We start from the raw sequence: 15731 nt of genomic DNA, 5'->3' as shown, positions 1-15731 counted from the left end.
GCCGTCCGTGCAGATCCAGGTCTACCAGGGCGAGCGCGAGATCGCCGCGTACAACAAGAAGCTCGGCATGTTCGAGCTGACCGGCCTGCCGCCGGCCCCCCGCGGCCTGCCGCAGATCGAGGTCACCTTCGACATCGACGCCAACGGCATCATGCACGTCGGCGCCAAGGACCTCGGCACCGGCAAGGAGCAGCGGATGACCGTCACCGGCGGCTCCTCGCTGCCGAAGGACGAGGTCGACCGCATGCGTCGCGAGGCCGAGCAGTACGCGGAGGAGGACACCAAGCGCCGCGAGGCCGTCGAGACCCGCAACCAGGGCGAGCAGCTCGTCTACTCGACCGAGAAGTTCATCGCCGACAACGCCGACAAGCTCCCGGCCGACGTCAAGACCGAGGTCGAGACGGCGATCACCGAGCTCAAGGAGACGCTCAAGGGCGAGGACATCGCGGCGATCCGCGAAGCCACCGAGAAGGTCTCCACCACCGCGCAGAAGCTGGGCCAGGCCCTCTACGCGCAGAACGAGGCCGCCGGTGCCCCGGCCGGTGACGCCACCGCCGGTGCCGCCAAGGACGACGACGTCGTCGACGCCGAGATCGTCGACGAGGACAAGCCCAAGGGCGGTGCGGCATGACGGAGAAGCCGCAGGGCGGCAAGCCCGGCGACGACTCCGCCGCCGAGGAGGCTGTCCTCAAGGCCGCCGAGGAGGCCGTCACGGGCGCCTCCGCCGACGAGCTCGCCGCTGCCAAGCGCGAGGCCGCCGAGCGGACCGCCGACCTGCAGCGTCTCCAGGCCGAGTACCAGAACTACCGCAAGCGGGTCGAGCGCGACCGGATGACGGTCCGTGAGATCGCGGTCTCCAACATCCTGGAGACCCTGATCCCGGTGCTGGACGACATCGGCCGGGGCCGTGAGCACGGCGAGGTGACGGGCGGCTTCAAGTCCGTCGCCGACAACCTGGAGACGGTCGTCGCCAAGCTGGGCCTCCAGCAGTTCGGCAAGGAGGGCGAGCCCTTCGACCCGACCATGCACGAGGCACTGATGCACAGCTACTCCTCGGACGTCACCGAGGACACCTGTGTGCAGATCCTCCAGCCGGGCTACCGGATCGGCGAGCGGATCATCCGCCCGGCGATGGTCGCGGTCGCCGAGCCCCAGCCCGGCAGCCAGACCGCCTCCGGCCCGGACGCCTCCGAGAAGTCGGAGTCCGACAAGGCTGACGGTGCGGCCGAAAGCTGACACCCTGTGCGCTGCGGAGTCGTACGTCGTCCAGCAGTACGACGACCGGCTCCGCAGCGCCGTATCCGCAAGCACTGACCGTTATATGTTCTGGCCTGGGAGGTGGCGGCAGCCATGAGCACCAAGGACTACGTGGAGAAGGACTACTACAAGGTCCTCGGGGTGCCCAAGGACGCCACCGCAGCCGAGATCAAGAAGACGTACCGCAAGCTGGCCCGGGAGTTCCACCCCGACGCCAACAAGGGTGACGCCAAGGCCGAGGAGCGCTTCAAGGACATCTCCGAGGCGTACGACGTCCTCTCGGACGAGAAGCGCCGCAAGGAGTACGACGAGGCCAGGTCGCTGTTCGGCTCCGGGGGCTTCCGCAGCGGCGGCCCGGCCGGCGGCAACTACAACTTCGACTTCGGCGACCTGTTCAGCGGCTCGCAGGGCGGCGGGGGCGGCATCGGCGACGTCTTCGGCGGGCTGTTCAACCGCGGCGGCACCCGGCAGGCCCAGCCGCGCCGGGGTGCGGACGTCGAGACCGAGGTCACGCTCAGCTTCGAGGAGGCCGTGGACGGTGCCACCGTCCCGCTCCGGATGACCAGCCAGGCGCCGTGCCGGGTCTGTTCGGGCACCGGGGCCAAGGCCGGCACCACGCCCAGGGTCTGCCCGACCTGCGTCGGCGCGGGCACCGTCAGCCGGGGCCAGGGCGCCTTCGCGCTCTCCGAGCCCTGCCGTGACTGCAAGGGCCGAGGCATGCTCGTCGACGACCCCTGCACCGTCTGCCACGGCAGCGGCCGGGCCAGCTCCGCACGCACCATGCAGGTCCGGATCCCCGCCGGGGTGCAGGACAGCCAGCGCATCCGGCTCAAGGGCAAGGGCGCCCAGGGCGAGCGCGGCGGCCAGCCCGGCGACCTCTACGTCACCGTCCACGTCGACTCGCACCCGGTCTTCGGCCGCAAGGGCGACAATCTCACCGTGACGGTCCCGGTCAGCTTCCCCGAGGCCGCACTCGGCGGCACCATCGAGGTGCCGACCCTGGGCGGTCCCGCGGTGAAGCTCAAGCTGCCGCCCGGCAGCGCCAACGGCCTCACCATGCGGGCCCGTGGCAAGGGCGCCACCCGTAAGGACGGCACCCGCGGCGACCTCCTGGTCACCGTGGAGGTCATGGTTCCCAGGAACGTCACCGGCGACGCACTGAACGCACTGGAGCACTATCGCGAGGCCACCGCCTCGGACGACCCGCGAGCCGCCCTCTTCAAGGCGGCGGAGGGAGCGTGATCAGATGAACCAGGACCACATCGGCCCGGGCAACCCGATCGGCGTCGGGCTCGGCGAGGGCCTCCCGGGCGGTCCCCGCCCCGGCCGGGCCGCCGCGGCCCGTCCGGGCCCGGTGGGCAGGGCCAACTACGTGCTGACCGAGGACACCCCGGTCTACGTCATCTCGGTGGCGGCCGAGCTCTCCGGTCTGCACCCGCAGACCCTGCGCCAGTACGACCGCCTCGGCCTGGTCTGCCCGGACCGCACGGCGGGGCGCGGCCGCCGCTACTCCGCCCGCGACATCCAGCAGCTGCGCGAGGTCCAGCGCCTCTCCCAGGACGAGGGCATCAACCTGGCCGGCATCAAGCGCATCATCGAGCTGGAGAACCAGGTCACCGCCCTCCAGTCGCGCATCGCCGAGCTGGCCGGCTCCCTGGAGGACGCCGCCGCCACCCTCCAGCAGCGCGAGGCCGCCGTCCACGCCTCCTACCGCCGAGACCTCGTCCCGTACCAGCAGGTCCAGCAGTCCAGCGCCCTGGTGGTGTGGCGCCCGAAACGGTAGTGGTCGACGCATCCGCGAGCCGTTGGCGCCACTGGCTGGTGGGGTGCCAACAGCTCGCGCTCATGCGTAGAGTGCTCCCTGATGAGTCGGCCGCAACGGTCAGTGGCGGGCTGGGATTCCCGGTTGACGGTCCGACCTGTGGCCGGCCTCGCCGTACGAGCCACAGGGATGGGAGGCCAGCGTATGAGGGACCCGGGCATACCCCCGTCCGAGGCTGAGCCCTCCGACGTGCTCTCCCGATCCGCCAAGTCCCTCTACCTCCGCATAGTCGCCGGTGGCGGCAGACTGACCTCGGGGGAAGATGCCGACCCCCGATCGAAGGCCGAGCTGCTGGAGCTTGGCCTGCTGACTCCGGACAACGAGGATCCGACCGCTCTGATCGCCGCGGATCCGTCGCGCATAGCAAGCCGCCTGGGCGCCTTCTGGCAGGAGCAGGCCCACGCCTTCCTGTCACGAGCCGTCGCACTTCCCGCGGCCCTGCAGGAACTCAGCCAGGCCTACGGAGCGAGTAGCCAGCCCACCGTGCAGGGCGGCCCGGTGGAGTACGTCCACGGACTGGCCGAGATCAATCAACGCCTGGAGACCCTCGTCGAGGGCGCGGCCAAAGAGGTCCTCACCGCACAGCCCGGGGGCAGCCGCCCGCAGGACCTGATCCGCAGGATCGGCGATCGCGACGTCATGCTGGTACGCCGGGGAGTTTCCCGCCGGACGATCTATCAGCCGAGCGCGCGCTACTCGGCACCGACTCGCCAATATGCCGAGCGCATGACAGATCAGGGCGCGGAGGTCCGGACTCTCGCCGAGCCCTTTACCCGGCTGATCATCGTCGACCGCGAAGTCGCGGTCATTCCGGTGCACGGCGACTACGAACGGGCTGCGTTCATCCACGACGCCGCAGTCGTGGCATATCTGACGCTCTCGTTCGAAGGTCTCTGGGACCGCGCAATTCCGTTTCCCGGTGCCACGGAGGTTCCCCAGGAGGTGATCTCCAGGCTCCGCACGGAGATCCTGCGGATGATGATCCAGGGAGTGGGACACCGGGTCATCGCCAGGAGCCTCGGCATCAGTGAACGCACTCTGGCACGGCACATAGCCGACGTCCGCGAGGAGTACGAGGCGGAGACGCTGTTTCAGCTGGGCTGGCGGATGGCGATGAGCTCACCGCATCTGTTCGCCTCGAACGACGACCTCATCCCCGAGGCCTGAGCCGGCCACCCGCCGCCCGGCGGAGCTGCCGGATCAGTTCCAGCCCCAGTCCATGCTCGAGACGGCGACCTGACCGTCGGCCAGCGTCCGCACGGAGGACGGGGAATCCGAGCTCACTACCGCACGGTTCCAGCCCCAGTCCGCCAGGTGCAGGTTCTGCGGTTCGCCCGTTCGCTCCTGAACAGAGCCGACCTGGGGCGATGCCGGGTTCCAGCCCCAGTCGCCGGGAAGAACGGCCGGCGCGGCGAACAGAAGTGCAGTGGCCGCCAGTCCATGGATCACGAACCGAGGAACACGTCGCATGTCGCCACTCCTTGTCATGTATCTGCTATAACCAGCCGTATGTTAGTCACCGGTTTGAACTCTCCGGCGGCGGTCCCCGAATGGTCCTGTGCCTGAGCCATCAAAGCCTGACCGGCCAAGGCCATGCAAACAGTTGTTCATCACACGGGGTGTCATTCTTCCGCCAGGCAAAAAGATGACACCCCACTTGACGAAACCACTTCACGACGATCCGCAACGGAACCTTCCGGCCACTGTCATCTGACTGCCAGACATAGAGATGACACCCTGCGACGGTGGACGCCATGAGTCGTGACCGGAGACGATCAGTGCACGCCCCACACTTGTCCGGAGCTTCGCGTCCCCCGTCGGAGATCCCGAGACGCCGATGGCCGAGGGGCGTGTTTTCGCAGCAGCAGTGATCCGATCCCGCCACACCACGTCCGCCCGCCAGGGCCTTTCCTCCCCCGGTTGGCCGTCCCCCCGGAGTCGACATGAGTGAGCCATACCTGCGCCAGCGCGCCGTCCAGACCCCCGAGGGTCGGCGCGCACGGGTGTTCCTGGCGGCGCCGCTGATGCGGCTGACCGGGCCGGCCGACAGCGTGGTGACCCTGGCCAGCCGGACCAGGCTGACCACCCTCCGCTCGACGCTGCTGCGCAGCGGCGCGGCCGTCTACAGCGCTCACCACAGCGACGCCTGGACCGTGGCCGGCCGCGCGCCGGAACCCCGGGTGCCGTCCGACTTCCGCGCACTGCAGACCGCCGACCTGGTCTTCGCCTACGTCGGCGCCCCGCTCTCGGCCGGTGTGAGCCTGGAGCTCGGCTGGGCCTCCGCGCTGCGCAAGCCGGTGGTGCTGCTGGTGGACGAGGCGATCACGCACAACCCGCTGATAGCCACCATCGAGCAGGTCGCGCCCGTGCTGCCGCTGGTCTTCGACGACACCTGGTCGCAGGAGGCGCTGCGGCACACCGTGGAGACCGCGCTCGACTGGGCGGGCATGGCCCTGTCGCTGCGCGAGGGCTTCTGGACCGCCCCCGGCGACGCCTTCCCGATGCCCCGCCAGGAGCCCGAGGCGCCCGGCCCGTTCGGCTACTGGTCGCCCGAGGTCGCGACGGGCTGACCACGACTGGTCACTCACCCGGCAGCACCTCGCTCCCGCGCATCTGCCAGCCGAGCTGGAACAGCGTCTCGGCGTCGTGCAGCTCGCGCAGCCGCGAGATGTGCCCGGCGACCGTGCGCTCGCTCAGACCCAGGCGGGTCGCGATGACGCGCTGGGTCAGACCCTGGGCGAGCAGCCGGCCGACCTGCTCGTGGGCCGGGCCCGCGGCGGTGCTCCCGGTCCGCCACCGGGCCCGCTCGGCCCGCTCCCAGTCCCGCTCGAACACGCCCACCAGGAAGGTGACCACCGCCGGGTCCTCGATGAAGGCCGCGCTGCTGTGGTCGGCCGCGGCCGGGATCACCGCCACGGTCCGGTCGAAGACGAGCATCCGGGCGAAGGGCTCCGTGAGGATGCGCACCTTCATCCCCCACCCGCTCATGGTGGCGGCGTACTCGGCGGTGGCCTCGTCGGCCCTGGCCGTGGGCTGGTAGAGCAGCTTGGCCCGGACCCCGTTCTCCAGCATCAGCCGGGCCCGCTGGCGCTCGCGCTCGTCGACCAGGACGGCGGCCGGCCGGGCCCCGGGCTGGGCCAGCAGCACCTCCGCCCGGCAGTCGGCCTGGAGCTGGAGGATCCGGTGGCGGATCTCCTCCTTGTCGTCGACGTGCTGGACCTCGCTCGACCGGGAGACCTTGCGCGGGGAGGAGTCGTACGCCTCCGTCAGCTCCCCCAGCAGCGCGGGCATCTGCTCGGCCCGGACCAGCATCCGGGTGCCCTCGGCCCGCAGCCGGGTGCTGATCCGCTCACCCACCGAGCGCGGGTTCACCGCCGTCAGCGAGGCGTCCTCGGTGTGGTGGACCAGCAGACCCAGCTCCAGCAGGCGCAGCACCGACGGGGCGTCGGCCTCCGACACCTCCCGGAACGGCACCCGGCCGCCCTGCTCCAGCACCGCGAAGTACAGCCCCCGCTCGGACTCGGAGGGCAGCGCGAAGGCGCCCGGCTCACTCACCACAGCCCTCACCCCGCATCAACCAGCCGAGCTGGAAGAGGGTCTGGGCGCCGTAGTGGGTCCGCAGGCGCGCGATGTGCCCGGCGACCGTGCGCTCGCTGAGGCCGAGCCTGCTGGCGACGGCCCGTTGGGTGAGGCCGCCGGCGAGCAGGCGGGCGACCCGGTCGAGGACGGCCCGGGTGGCGGGCTGCGCCTTCGGGGCGCTCCACCGGACGGTCTCGGACCGGGCCCAGTCGCGGTCGTAGACGGCGAGCAGGAACGACAGGGCGGCCGGGTCGGTGAAGAAGGCGGCGCGGGTGTAGTCGTCGGCCGCCGGGACGACCGCAACGGCTCGGTCCACGATGATCATCCGCTGGAACGGCTCGTCCAGGATCCGGACGTCGCCGCCGTGTTCGGTGACCGCGGCCGCGTAGTCCACGGTGGCCGCTTCGGCCAGCACCTGCGGCTGGTAGAGCACCCGCAGCGAAGCGCCGCGCCGCACCAGGCCGAGGTCCTGCCGCAGGGCCAGGGCCATGGTCTCGGGATTCCTCGGCCCCGGCTGTGCGGTGCGCAGCTCGTGCTTGCAGTCCGAGACGAGCTCGGCGATCCGGTGGCGGATCTGTTCGGAGCCTTCGAGGACCACGGGGGCCGGCGGCCGCCCGGGGGTTCTCGGGACGGAGTCGTACGCGCGGGCCAGCCCGTCCAGGGCCGCGGGGAGCCCTTCCGCCTCCAGCAGCAGCCGGGTGGCCTGCGAGCGCATCCTGACTCCGGCCTGTTCGGCGACGGCCCGCGGGCTGACCGCGAAGTACGAGTCGTCGATGGGGTTCTCCACCAGCAGGCCGATCCGGACCAGTTCGTCGCGGGCCGCCCGATCGGCTCGGGGAACACTCCGGGCCGGTATCCGGCCCCCTTCGGCGAGCACCGCCAGATAGAACCGGCGGGCGGCGGCGCCGGGCATTCCGGGTCCCTGGTCTGCCTTCGGATCCGCAGCCACTTCGAGCACTCCCTGCCGACTTCCCTCTGCCGTTCCCTGCTGTCCTCTGCCGTCTGATCATGATCTCAGCAGGCTCGACCGGCGGAACTGCTGGAGCCCCCGTGGCGGCGGGCTTCCCTGGCCAGGCACGGTTGCACTCTGAAGCCCCTGGGAAGCCCACCGCGGCACGCCATTGCCGAGGCGATTCCAGCGAGGCGGAGCAGCAACGCCTCGCCGAGTCCGGTTCCGGGGGCCATCACCACACATGGCGTCCCAGCCGGCGCTCTTCCCCCGATGCGTCGGCATGGTCGTGACCTGCGCACCCACGATGAAGAGCAAGTCGCCGTCCGCAGGCTGCGGTTGCCTGGACGACCTGGCGTGCCTCCACCCTCACAGTGCGGCGACGGCGGAACAAGTGGCGCTGTGCTGCAGGTTCCCGCAAGTGCAGGAACCTGCAGCACAACAGGTCGGCTGATCGCGCGAGTTGTACGGGTTTACGGCTGTTTGCGGTAGCCGGAGGCGGTCTTGACGGCAGGCCAAACGGTCTCGTTCGGTACGGCTTCCCGGGCAGCCGAGGTTCGACACCCGGCAGTCGACCTGCGGCAGGTGTCAGCCGAGGTTCAGCGCAGCAGCCGTCCGGCCGCGAGGCCGCTGAGGGTGCGGGTACCGGCCACCGCCCAGGCCGCGAGGAGCAGCAGGTACAGCGCGGCGGCGAGGGCGGTGAAGCCGCCGAAGCCGGTGTGGCGGGCGAGTCCTGCGCTGCCGGTGACCATGGTGCCGACCGGGAAGGTGAAGGCCCACCAGGTCATCGCGAACGGCATTTCGGCGCGCCACGCCCGCAGGTTGGCGGCGACGGCGATGCCGAGCCAGAGCAGCGCGAAGCCGGTCATGGCGGTGCCGAACAGGATCGCGAAGGCGCTCGCGGCGCCGGCCAGCGGCGGAACCGCCAATTTGGCCGCGTCGGCGAGCTGGTTGACGGCAGTGGTGGACTGGCCGAGCGGGCCGAGGACCAGGAAGAGCGACGGGGTGAGCACCAGCGCGGGCAGCTTGCTGTGCACCAGCCCGGTGAGGACCACCGGCAGCAGCGCGAGGACGGCCAGCAGGCTGGCGCCGAACAGCGCGTAGCAGCCGTAGAGCATGGCGGCCCGCCACGGCTCGGGCAGCTGCGGGACGAGCGCCGGGCCGAGGGCGGCGGCCACCATCGGGGCGACCACCGGGAGCAGCCAGGTGGGGTTGGCCCTGAGGGCGGAGAGCTCGTGCCGGGTGATCATCAGGTACGGGATGCCGGCGGCCGCAGCGATCGCGTACACCGTGCCGAGGGTCCAGAGCACCAGGTCGACGGCGACCGCGGGAGCGGTCCCGATCAGCCGGGAGCCGAGGGCGAGGGTGCCATACCCGACGGCGAGCAGCGCCATCGGCGGGCAGCCGTAGAAGACGGCGGTGGCCGGGTTGTCCAGCAGCTGGGCGCGCGCGGCCTCGCGGTGCCGCAGGAGGTGCACGGCCCGGCCGGCGACCAGCAGCGCGAGGGCGGCGCACGAGAGCAGCCAGACCAGTTCGCCGAAGCCGAGCAGTCCGGGCAGGTGGAGCGGGAGGGCGGCCGACCCGTTGGCCACGATCGCGGTGCCCATCACGGCGGCGTACCAGTTCGGACCGAGCTGGGCGAGGTCGAGCCGGTACGCCGGGGGACGGGGCGAGGAGCTGTCGGTCGAGGAGCTGCGGGGGGAGGAGCTGCGCAGTCGTGCCGGGAGCGGGTCGGTGCTGAGGGTGGCCATGGCCCCACCGTGCCGGGCCGGCGGGGACGCCGGTAGCGCGGCCCGGTCTATGGGGGCATAGCCTGGCTCTATGACTCTCTCCCCGCACGTACCCGAACTCGGCGCGCTGGAGCTGCTGCTCGCGGTGGCCCGGCTGGGCAGCGTGGGCCGGGCGGCGGCGGAGCTGGGCGTGAGCCAGCCGGCCGCGAGTGCGCGGATCAAGGGGATGGAGCGGCAGATCGGGGTCGCGCTGCTGGAGCGGTCGCCGCGCGGCTCGCGTCCGACCGAGGCCGGGCAGCTGGTGGTGGCCTGGGCCCGCCAGGTGGTGGAGGCGGCCCAGGCGCTGGACGCGGGCATCGACGCGCTGCGCGGGAGCCGGGACGCCCGGCTGCGGGTGGTGGCCAGCCTGACCGTCGCCGAGTACCTGATGCCGGGCTGGCTGCTGGCCCTGAACGAGGCCAGCCCCGGTACGGCGGTGACGCTGCGGACGGCCAACTCCGCCGACGTCGCCGCCCGCGTGCTGGCCGGGCAGGCGGACCTCGGCTTCGTGGAGGGTCCGCGGACGCCCCCCGGGCTCTCCGGCGCGGTGGTGGCCGCCGACCGGCTGGTGGTCGTGGTCGCACCGGGCCATCCGTGGACCCGCCGCTCGGCGGTCACCGGACCGGAGCTCGCGGCGACCCCGCTGGTGCTGCGCGAACCCGGGTCCGGCACCCGCGAGGTGCTCGACCGGGCGCTGGCGCCCTTCGGCGGCACGGCGCCGCCCCGGCTCGAACTGGGCTCCACCACCGCCCTCAAGGCCGCCGCGATGACCGGTGCCGGACCGGTCTGCCTGAGCGAACTGGCCGTGGGCGAGGAGCTGGCGACCGGGCGGCTGGTGTCGGTCCCGCTGGACGACGTCGACCTGCACCGCCCGCTGCGCGCCGTCTGGCCCACCGGCCACCGCCCCGCCGGGCCCGCCCGCACCCTCCTCGGGCTCACCCGCAGACGCGGCCAGACACCGGGGTGAGCCTTCGGGTACGGGCCGTTGCGGCCCTGGCCTTCCGAAAGCTGAGTGGAATAGACTCAACTTAGTGCATGCTGTACCAGTCACCCCGATGAGAGGAGCACGTCCGCAGTGGATGCCGGCAAGTTCACCAGCAAGACGCAGGACGCCCTGTCCGCCGCGATCCGCCAGGCCAGCGCCGCAGGTAACCCGGACGTCAAGCCGGTGCACATCCTGCTGGCCCTGCTGGAGCAGCCCGAGGGCATCGCCCGCCCGCTGCTCGAAGCCGTCGGCGCGGACGTCGCCGCCGTCACCGCCGCCGCCCGCCGGCAGCTCGGCACGCTGCCCAGCGCCCAGGGCTCGACCGTGTCCGCCCCGCAGCTCGCCCGGGACACCATGGCGGTGCTCGGCGAGGCGGGCAAGCGCGCCGAGGACTTGGACGACCAGTACCTCTCCACCGAGCACCTGCTGGTCGGCCTGGCCGCCGAGGGCGGCCCGGTCGCCGACCTGCTGAAGCAGCACGGCGCCGCGGCCAAGGCACTGCTGGCCGCGTTCAAGGACGTCCGGGGCAGCGCCCGGGTCACCTCCCCCGACCCGGAGGGCACGTACAAGGCGCTGGAGAAGTACGGCACCGACCTCACCCAGGCCGCCCGCGACGGCAAGCTCGACCCGGTGATCGGCCGGGACCAGGAGATCCGCCGAGTGGTGCAGGTGCTCTCCCGCCGGACCAAGAACAACCCGGTGCTGATCGGCGACCCCGGCGTCGGCAAGACCGCCGTGGTCGAGGGGCTGGCCCAGCGGATCGTCGCGGGCGACGTGCCGGAGTCGCTGCGCGGCAAGCGGCTGGTGGCGCTGGACCTCGGTGCGATGGTCGCGGGCGCCAAGTACCGGGGCGAGTTCGAGGAGCGCCTGAAGGCCGTCCTGAACGACATCAAGTCCAGCAACGGCCAGGTCGTCACCTTCATCGACGAGCTGCACACCATGGTCGGCGCGGGCGCGGGCGGCGACTCCGCGATGGACGCGGGCAACATGCTCAAGCCGATGCTGGCCCGCGGCGAGCTGCGGATGGTCGGCGCCACCACGCTGGACGAGTACCGCGAACGGATCGAGAAGGACGCCGCGCTGGAGCGCCGCTTCCAGCAGGTGCTGGTCGGCGAGCCGAGCGTCGAGGACACCATCGCGATCCTGCGCGGCCTCAAGGGCCGGTACGAGGCGCACCACAAGGTGCAGATCGCCGATGCCGCCCTGGTCGCCGCGGCCTCGCTCTCCAACCGCTACATCACCGCCCGCTTCCTGCCCGACAAGGCGATCGACCTGGTGGACGAGGCCGCCTCCCGGCTGCGGATGGAGATCGACTCCTCCCCGGTCGAGATCGACCAGCTCCAGCGCTCCGTGGACCGGCTGCGGATGGAGGAGCTGGCGCTGGAGAAGGAGTCCGACCCCGCCTCCGTCGAGCGCCTCGACCGGCTGCGCCGCGATCTCGCCGACAAGCAGGAGCAGTTGAGCACCCTCAACGCCCGGTGGGAGCAGGAGAAGAAGAGCCTCAACCGGGTCGGCGAGCTCAAGGAGCGCCTGGACGACCTGCACGGCCTACTCGAACGGGCCCAGCGCGACGGCGACTTCGAGCGCGCCTCCAAGCTGATGTACGCCGAGATCCCCGCCGCCGAGCAGGAGTTGGCGGACGCCCAGGCCAGGGCGGCGGACGAGGACGCCGGCACCTCCATGGTCAAGGAGGAGGTCGGCCCGGACGACGTCGCCGATGTGGTCGCCTCCTGGACGGGCATCCCGGCCGGCCGCCTGTTGGAGGGCGAGAGCGCCAAACTCCTGCGCATGGAGGAGGAGTTGGGCCACCGCCTGATCGGCCAGACCGAGGCGGTGCGGGCCGTCTCCGACGCCGTGCGCCGTACCCGCGCCGGTCTCGCCGACCCGGACCGCCCGACCGGATCCTTCCTCTTCCTCGGCCCGACCGGCGTCGGCAAGACCGAACTCGCCAAGGCCCTCGCCGACTTCCTCTTCGACGACGAGCGGGCGATGGTCCGGATCGACATGAGCGAGTACGGCGAGAAGCACTCGGTCTCCCGCCTGGTCGGCGCCCCGCCCGGGTACGTCGGCTACGAGGAGGGCGGCCAGCTCACCGAGGCCGTCCGGCGCCGCCCGTACAGCGTCGTGCTGCTGGACGAGGTGGAGAAGGCCCACCCGGAGGTCTTCGACGTCCTGCTCCAGGTGCTGGACGACGGCCGCCTCACCGACGGCCAGGGCCGGACGGTGGACTTCCGCAACGCGATCCTGATCCTCACCTCCAACCTCGGCAGTCAGTTCCTGGTGGACCCGAGTACCCCGGACGAGCGAAAGAAGGCGCTGGTGCTGGACACCGTGCGCAGCGCCTTCAAGCCCGAGTTCCTCAACCGGCTCGACGACATCGTGGTCTTCGACGCCCTCGGCACCGCCGAACTGAGCCGGATCGTGGACCTCCAGGTCGCCAGGCTCGGTGAGCGGCTCCGCGAGCGCCGCCTCACCCTGGACGTCACCGCGGCGGCCCGCGACTGGCTGGCCCTGACCGGCTACGACCCGGCGTACGGGGCCCGGCCGCTGCGGCGGCTGGTGCAGTCCGCGATCGGCGACCAGCTGGCGCGGGCGATCCTGTCCGGCGAGGTCCACGACGGGGACACCGTGGTGGTCGAGCGCGACGAGGCGGGCGACCGGCTCACCGTACGGTCCCAGCACCCGGTCACCTCACTGCAGAAGTGACCCTCCGGGGCCGGGGCTCACCCACGTCCCGGCCCCGGCCCCGGGACCTGCCCCAGAACCCGTCGCGGGAGGTCAAACCGGCCGGTTACGGATCTTCCGGGCGGACGCGCAGCCGTCCCCTGTGTCGCGGGCCGGGAATGAGGCAGGATGGGGACATGGAAGGGCGGCCCCTCAGTCCCAGCCACCCTTGTGAACTGAGAATACGAAGGACCTCCCATCATGAGCATCGACCCGTCGTCCATCCCCTCCTTCGGCGCGCCGCAGCCCCCGCAGGGCGGCCAGCCCGGTGGCGGCCCGGCCGGACCGCCGCCCGTGGTGGTCCCTGACCAGGCCCTGGTGACGCAGCTGCTCGACCAGATGCAGCTCAAGCACCTGGTGGACGATGAGGGCGACCTCACCGCGCCCTGGGACGGCTTCCGCGTGTACTACATGTTCCGCGGCGAGCAGAAGGAGCTCTTCGCGGTCCGCGCCTTCTACGACCGCGCGTACCCGCTCGAGGACAAGCACGAGATCCTCGACCTGATCGACGAGTGGAACCGCGAGACCCTCTGGCCCAAGGTCTACACCCACACCCACGAGGACGGCGTGGTCCGCCTGATCGGCGAGGCCCAGATGATCGTCGGCACCGGCGTCAACCTGGACTACTTCGTCACCACCACGGCCAACTGGACCCAGGCCGCGGTCGGCTTCGAGCAGTGGATCGTCGAGCGCCTCGGCCTGCAGAAGGAGATCGAGGGCGAGCAGGGCGAGGGCAACGCCTCCGACGAGGGCTGACCCCACCCGCACGGCCATGGGCCCGCCACCCCGCCCGGGGTGGCGGGCCCGTCGCGTCCTGTCCAACACTCACCGCGGGGCTTGTCCTGACACCGTCCGTGGCCGGAGGATGACACCGACGACGAGCTGTGAGGAGCCGGGATGGGTGCGAGGCCGCTGTTGAACCGCCGGCTGGCGGGCATGGGAACGACGATCTTCGCGGAGATGTCGGCCCTCGCCACCGCGACCGGCTCGATCAACCTCGGGCAGGGCTTCCCCGACACCGACGGCCCGCGCGAGATCGCCGAGGCCGCCGCGCAGGCCGTACTGACCGGGCAGGGCAACCAGTACCCGCCCGGCCCCGGCATCCCCGAGCTGCGGGCCGCGATCACCGAGCACCAGCAACGGTTCTACGGGCTCGGCTACGACCCCGACACCGAGGTCCTGGTCACCGCCGGCGCCACCGAGGCCATCGCCGCCGCCCTGCTCGCCCTGCTGGAGCCCGGCGACGAGGTGATCGCCTTCGAGCCCTTCTACGACTCCTACGCCGCCTGCATCGCCATGGCCGGCGCCGTCCGCGTCCCGCTCACCCTCCGGGCGCCGTCCTTCCGCCCGGACCTGGACGAGCTGCGCGCCCTGATCACTCCGCGCACCCGGCTGCTGCTGCTCAACACCCCGCACAACCCGACCGGCACCGTCCTCACCCCGGAGGAGCTCGCCGCCATCGCCGCGCTCGCCGTCGAGCACGACCTGCTGGTGGTCACCGACGAGGTCTACGAACACCTGGTCTTCAGCGGCGGGCACCACCCGATCGCCGCCCTGCCCGGCATGCGCGAGCGCACCGTCTCCATCTCCTCCGCCGGCAAGACCTTCTCCTTCACCGGCTGGAAGGTCGGCTGGGTGACCGCCACCGCCCCGCTGGTCGCAGCCGTCCGCACCGCCAAGCAGTACCTGACCTACGTCAGCTCCGGCCCCTTCCAGTACGCCGTCGCCCAGGCCCTGCACCTGCCCGACAGCTACTTCGAGAACTTCCGCACCGACCTCGCCCGCAAGCGCGACCTGCTCGCCGACGGCCTGTCAGCCGCCGGATTCGAGGTCCACCGCCCCCAGGGCACCTACTTCATCACCACCGACATCACCCCCCTCGGCGAGAAGGACGGCCTGGAGTTCTGCCGCTCCCTCCCCGAACGCTGCGGCGTCGTCGCCATCCCCAACTCGGTCTTCTACGACAACACCGACGCCGGCCGCAGCCTCGTCCGATTCACCTTCTGCAAAAAGGACGAGGTGTTGCGGGAAGCCGTCGAACGCCTCCAGCGCCTCTGAGTCCGGAACACCTCTGGGTCCGGACGTTTCCGAGCCCAAGAGACCGACACAGTCGGCTCTTCCGGAGTGGCAGGTTCCCGCTGCGGGTGAGCAGTAGTAGCGACCGGGCAGCGGGGGGAGACGTCCCGTCAACCGGTCGGGCTGCTTGCGTGGACCGGCCATGCCCTCGGCCGGTTTGCGGTGCGGGCGGCGGTGCCGCGCCGGTTATATGCAGAAGACCACTTTCCATGAAAGCACTTTGCAGGAAAGCCTTCTGATCCGACCTTCGGCAAGGGGAGCACACAGCTCACAACAGCCCCTCTGCCCCCACCTGTCACCCCAGGCGCGCGAGGCACACGCGAGGCTTGCACGGCGCACACCCTGCGCGAATGGGCGCGCATCGGACAGAGTCGTTCACTGCTCCGATCAGACCGTGAACGCGGCTGCGTCCGGAACGGTGAATGCCTGGCAAAGATGGGTAAATCCCTGACGGACCCGGAGAATTCGTGCTTCTCTGCTGCTGAATCTCCAGCCGGAATCCTTCCTTCCACGGTCGGCCGCGCCAGGGACCGCACAGCCTCTAACAGCTCGCCCATCGGCGGAGTCTGA

The 15731-nt window shown here is 71.4% G+C and carries 14 protein-coding genes; 10 read left to right on the top strand and 4 right to left on the bottom strand.

Annotation, left to right across the window (positions count from 1 at the left end):
• The 5 genes from UK12_RS24315 to UK12_RS24295 form a co-directional block, all read left to right on the top strand.
• The coding region (locus UK12_RS24315; protein ID WP_156178897.1) for an Hsp70 family protein at positions 1 to 631 on the top strand (631 nt) is incomplete at its 5' end.
• A complete protein-coding gene (grpE, locus tag UK12_RS24310; RefSeq protein WP_045305255.1) occupies positions 628 to 1236 on the top strand; it encodes a nucleotide exchange factor GrpE in 609 nt (202 codons plus the stop codon). The genes UK12_RS24315 and grpE, both read left to right, overlap by 4 nt.
• A gap of 114 nt (positions 1237 to 1350) precedes the next feature.
• Positions 1351 to 2499, top strand: coding sequence for a molecular chaperone DnaJ (gene dnaJ / locus UK12_RS24305; protein ID WP_045305254.1), 1149 nt, complete (start codon positions 1351 to 1353; stop codon positions 2497 to 2499).
• Positions 2500 to 2503: 4 nt separating this feature from the next.
• Positions 2504 to 3040: a heat shock protein transcriptional repressor HspR gene (locus tag UK12_RS24300; RefSeq protein WP_197085136.1), complete on the top strand. Its 537-nt coding sequence runs from the start codon at positions 2504 to 2506 to the stop codon at positions 3038 to 3040.
• A gap of 228 nt (positions 3041 to 3268) precedes the next feature.
• A complete protein-coding gene (locus UK12_RS24295) occupies positions 3269 to 4246 on the top strand; it encodes a LuxR C-terminal-related transcriptional regulator (protein ID WP_156178896.1) in 978 nt (325 codons plus the stop codon).
• 33 nt (positions 4247 to 4279) lie between these two features.
• On the opposite strand, the gene UK12_RS24290 is transcribed toward UK12_RS24295, so the two are convergent.
• Positions 4280 to 4528, bottom strand: a complete 249-nt coding sequence (locus UK12_RS24290; protein WP_045305252.1) for a hypothetical protein — start codon at positions 4526 to 4528, stop codon at positions 4280 to 4282.
• Positions 4529 to 5022: 494 nt separating this feature from the next.
• Here UK12_RS24290 and UK12_RS36875 point away from each other — a divergent pair, with 494 nt between their 5' ends.
• A complete protein-coding gene (locus UK12_RS36875; RefSeq protein ID WP_052682120.1) occupies positions 5023 to 5649 on the top strand; it encodes a hypothetical protein in 627 nt (208 codons plus the stop codon).
• Positions 5650 to 5659: 10 nt separating this feature from the next.
• On the opposite strand, the gene UK12_RS24280 is transcribed toward UK12_RS36875, so the two are convergent.
• The 3 genes from UK12_RS24280 to UK12_RS24270 form a co-directional block, all read right to left on the bottom strand.
• Complete coding sequence (locus UK12_RS24280; protein ID WP_045305251.1) at positions 5660 to 6634, bottom strand: LuxR C-terminal-related transcriptional regulator; 975 nt, start codon at positions 6632 to 6634, stop codon at positions 5660 to 5662.
• Positions 6627 to 7571 carry a helix-turn-helix domain-containing protein gene (locus UK12_RS24275; RefSeq protein ID WP_045305250.1) on the bottom strand — a complete coding sequence of 315 codons (945 nt, stop codon included), beginning with the start codon at positions 7569 to 7571 and terminating at the stop codon, positions 6627 to 6629. Before UK12_RS24275 ends, UK12_RS24280 begins: the two co-directional genes overlap by 8 nt.
• Positions 7572 to 8206: 635 nt before the next feature.
• Positions 8207 to 9358 carry a C4-dicarboxylate ABC transporter gene (locus UK12_RS24270; RefSeq protein WP_045305249.1) on the bottom strand — a complete coding sequence of 384 codons (1152 nt, stop codon included), beginning with the start codon at positions 9356 to 9358 and terminating at the stop codon, positions 8207 to 8209.
• 70 nt (positions 9359 to 9428) lie between these two features.
• On the opposite strand from UK12_RS24270, the gene UK12_RS24265 reads away from it, so the two are divergent.
• From UK12_RS24265 to UK12_RS24250, 4 genes are all read left to right on the top strand, one after another.
• Positions 9429 to 10343, top strand: coding sequence for a LysR family transcriptional regulator (locus UK12_RS24265; protein ID WP_045305248.1), 915 nt, complete (start codon positions 9429 to 9431; stop codon positions 10341 to 10343).
• 108 nt (positions 10344 to 10451) lie between these two features.
• Complete coding sequence (gene clpB, locus UK12_RS24260) at positions 10452 to 13067, top strand: ATP-dependent chaperone ClpB (protein ID WP_045305247.1); 2616 nt, start codon at positions 10452 to 10454, stop codon at positions 13065 to 13067.
• Positions 13068 to 13286: 219 nt separating this feature from the next.
• Complete coding sequence (locus UK12_RS24255) at positions 13287 to 13841, top strand: YbjN domain-containing protein (RefSeq protein WP_045305246.1); 555 nt, start codon at positions 13287 to 13289, stop codon at positions 13839 to 13841.
• Positions 13842 to 13982: 141 nt separating this feature from the next.
• A complete protein-coding gene (locus UK12_RS24250) occupies positions 13983 to 15143 on the top strand; it encodes a pyridoxal phosphate-dependent aminotransferase (RefSeq protein WP_045305245.1) in 1161 nt (386 codons plus the stop codon).
• The last annotated feature ends 588 nt before the right edge of the window (positions 15144 to 15731 follow it).

The organism is Saccharothrix sp. ST-888, assembly GCF_000955975.1.
GTDB lineage: Bacteria > Actinomycetota > Actinomycetes > Streptomycetales > Streptomycetaceae > Kitasatospora.
This window is presented reverse-complemented; position numbering and strand designations above follow the sequence as displayed.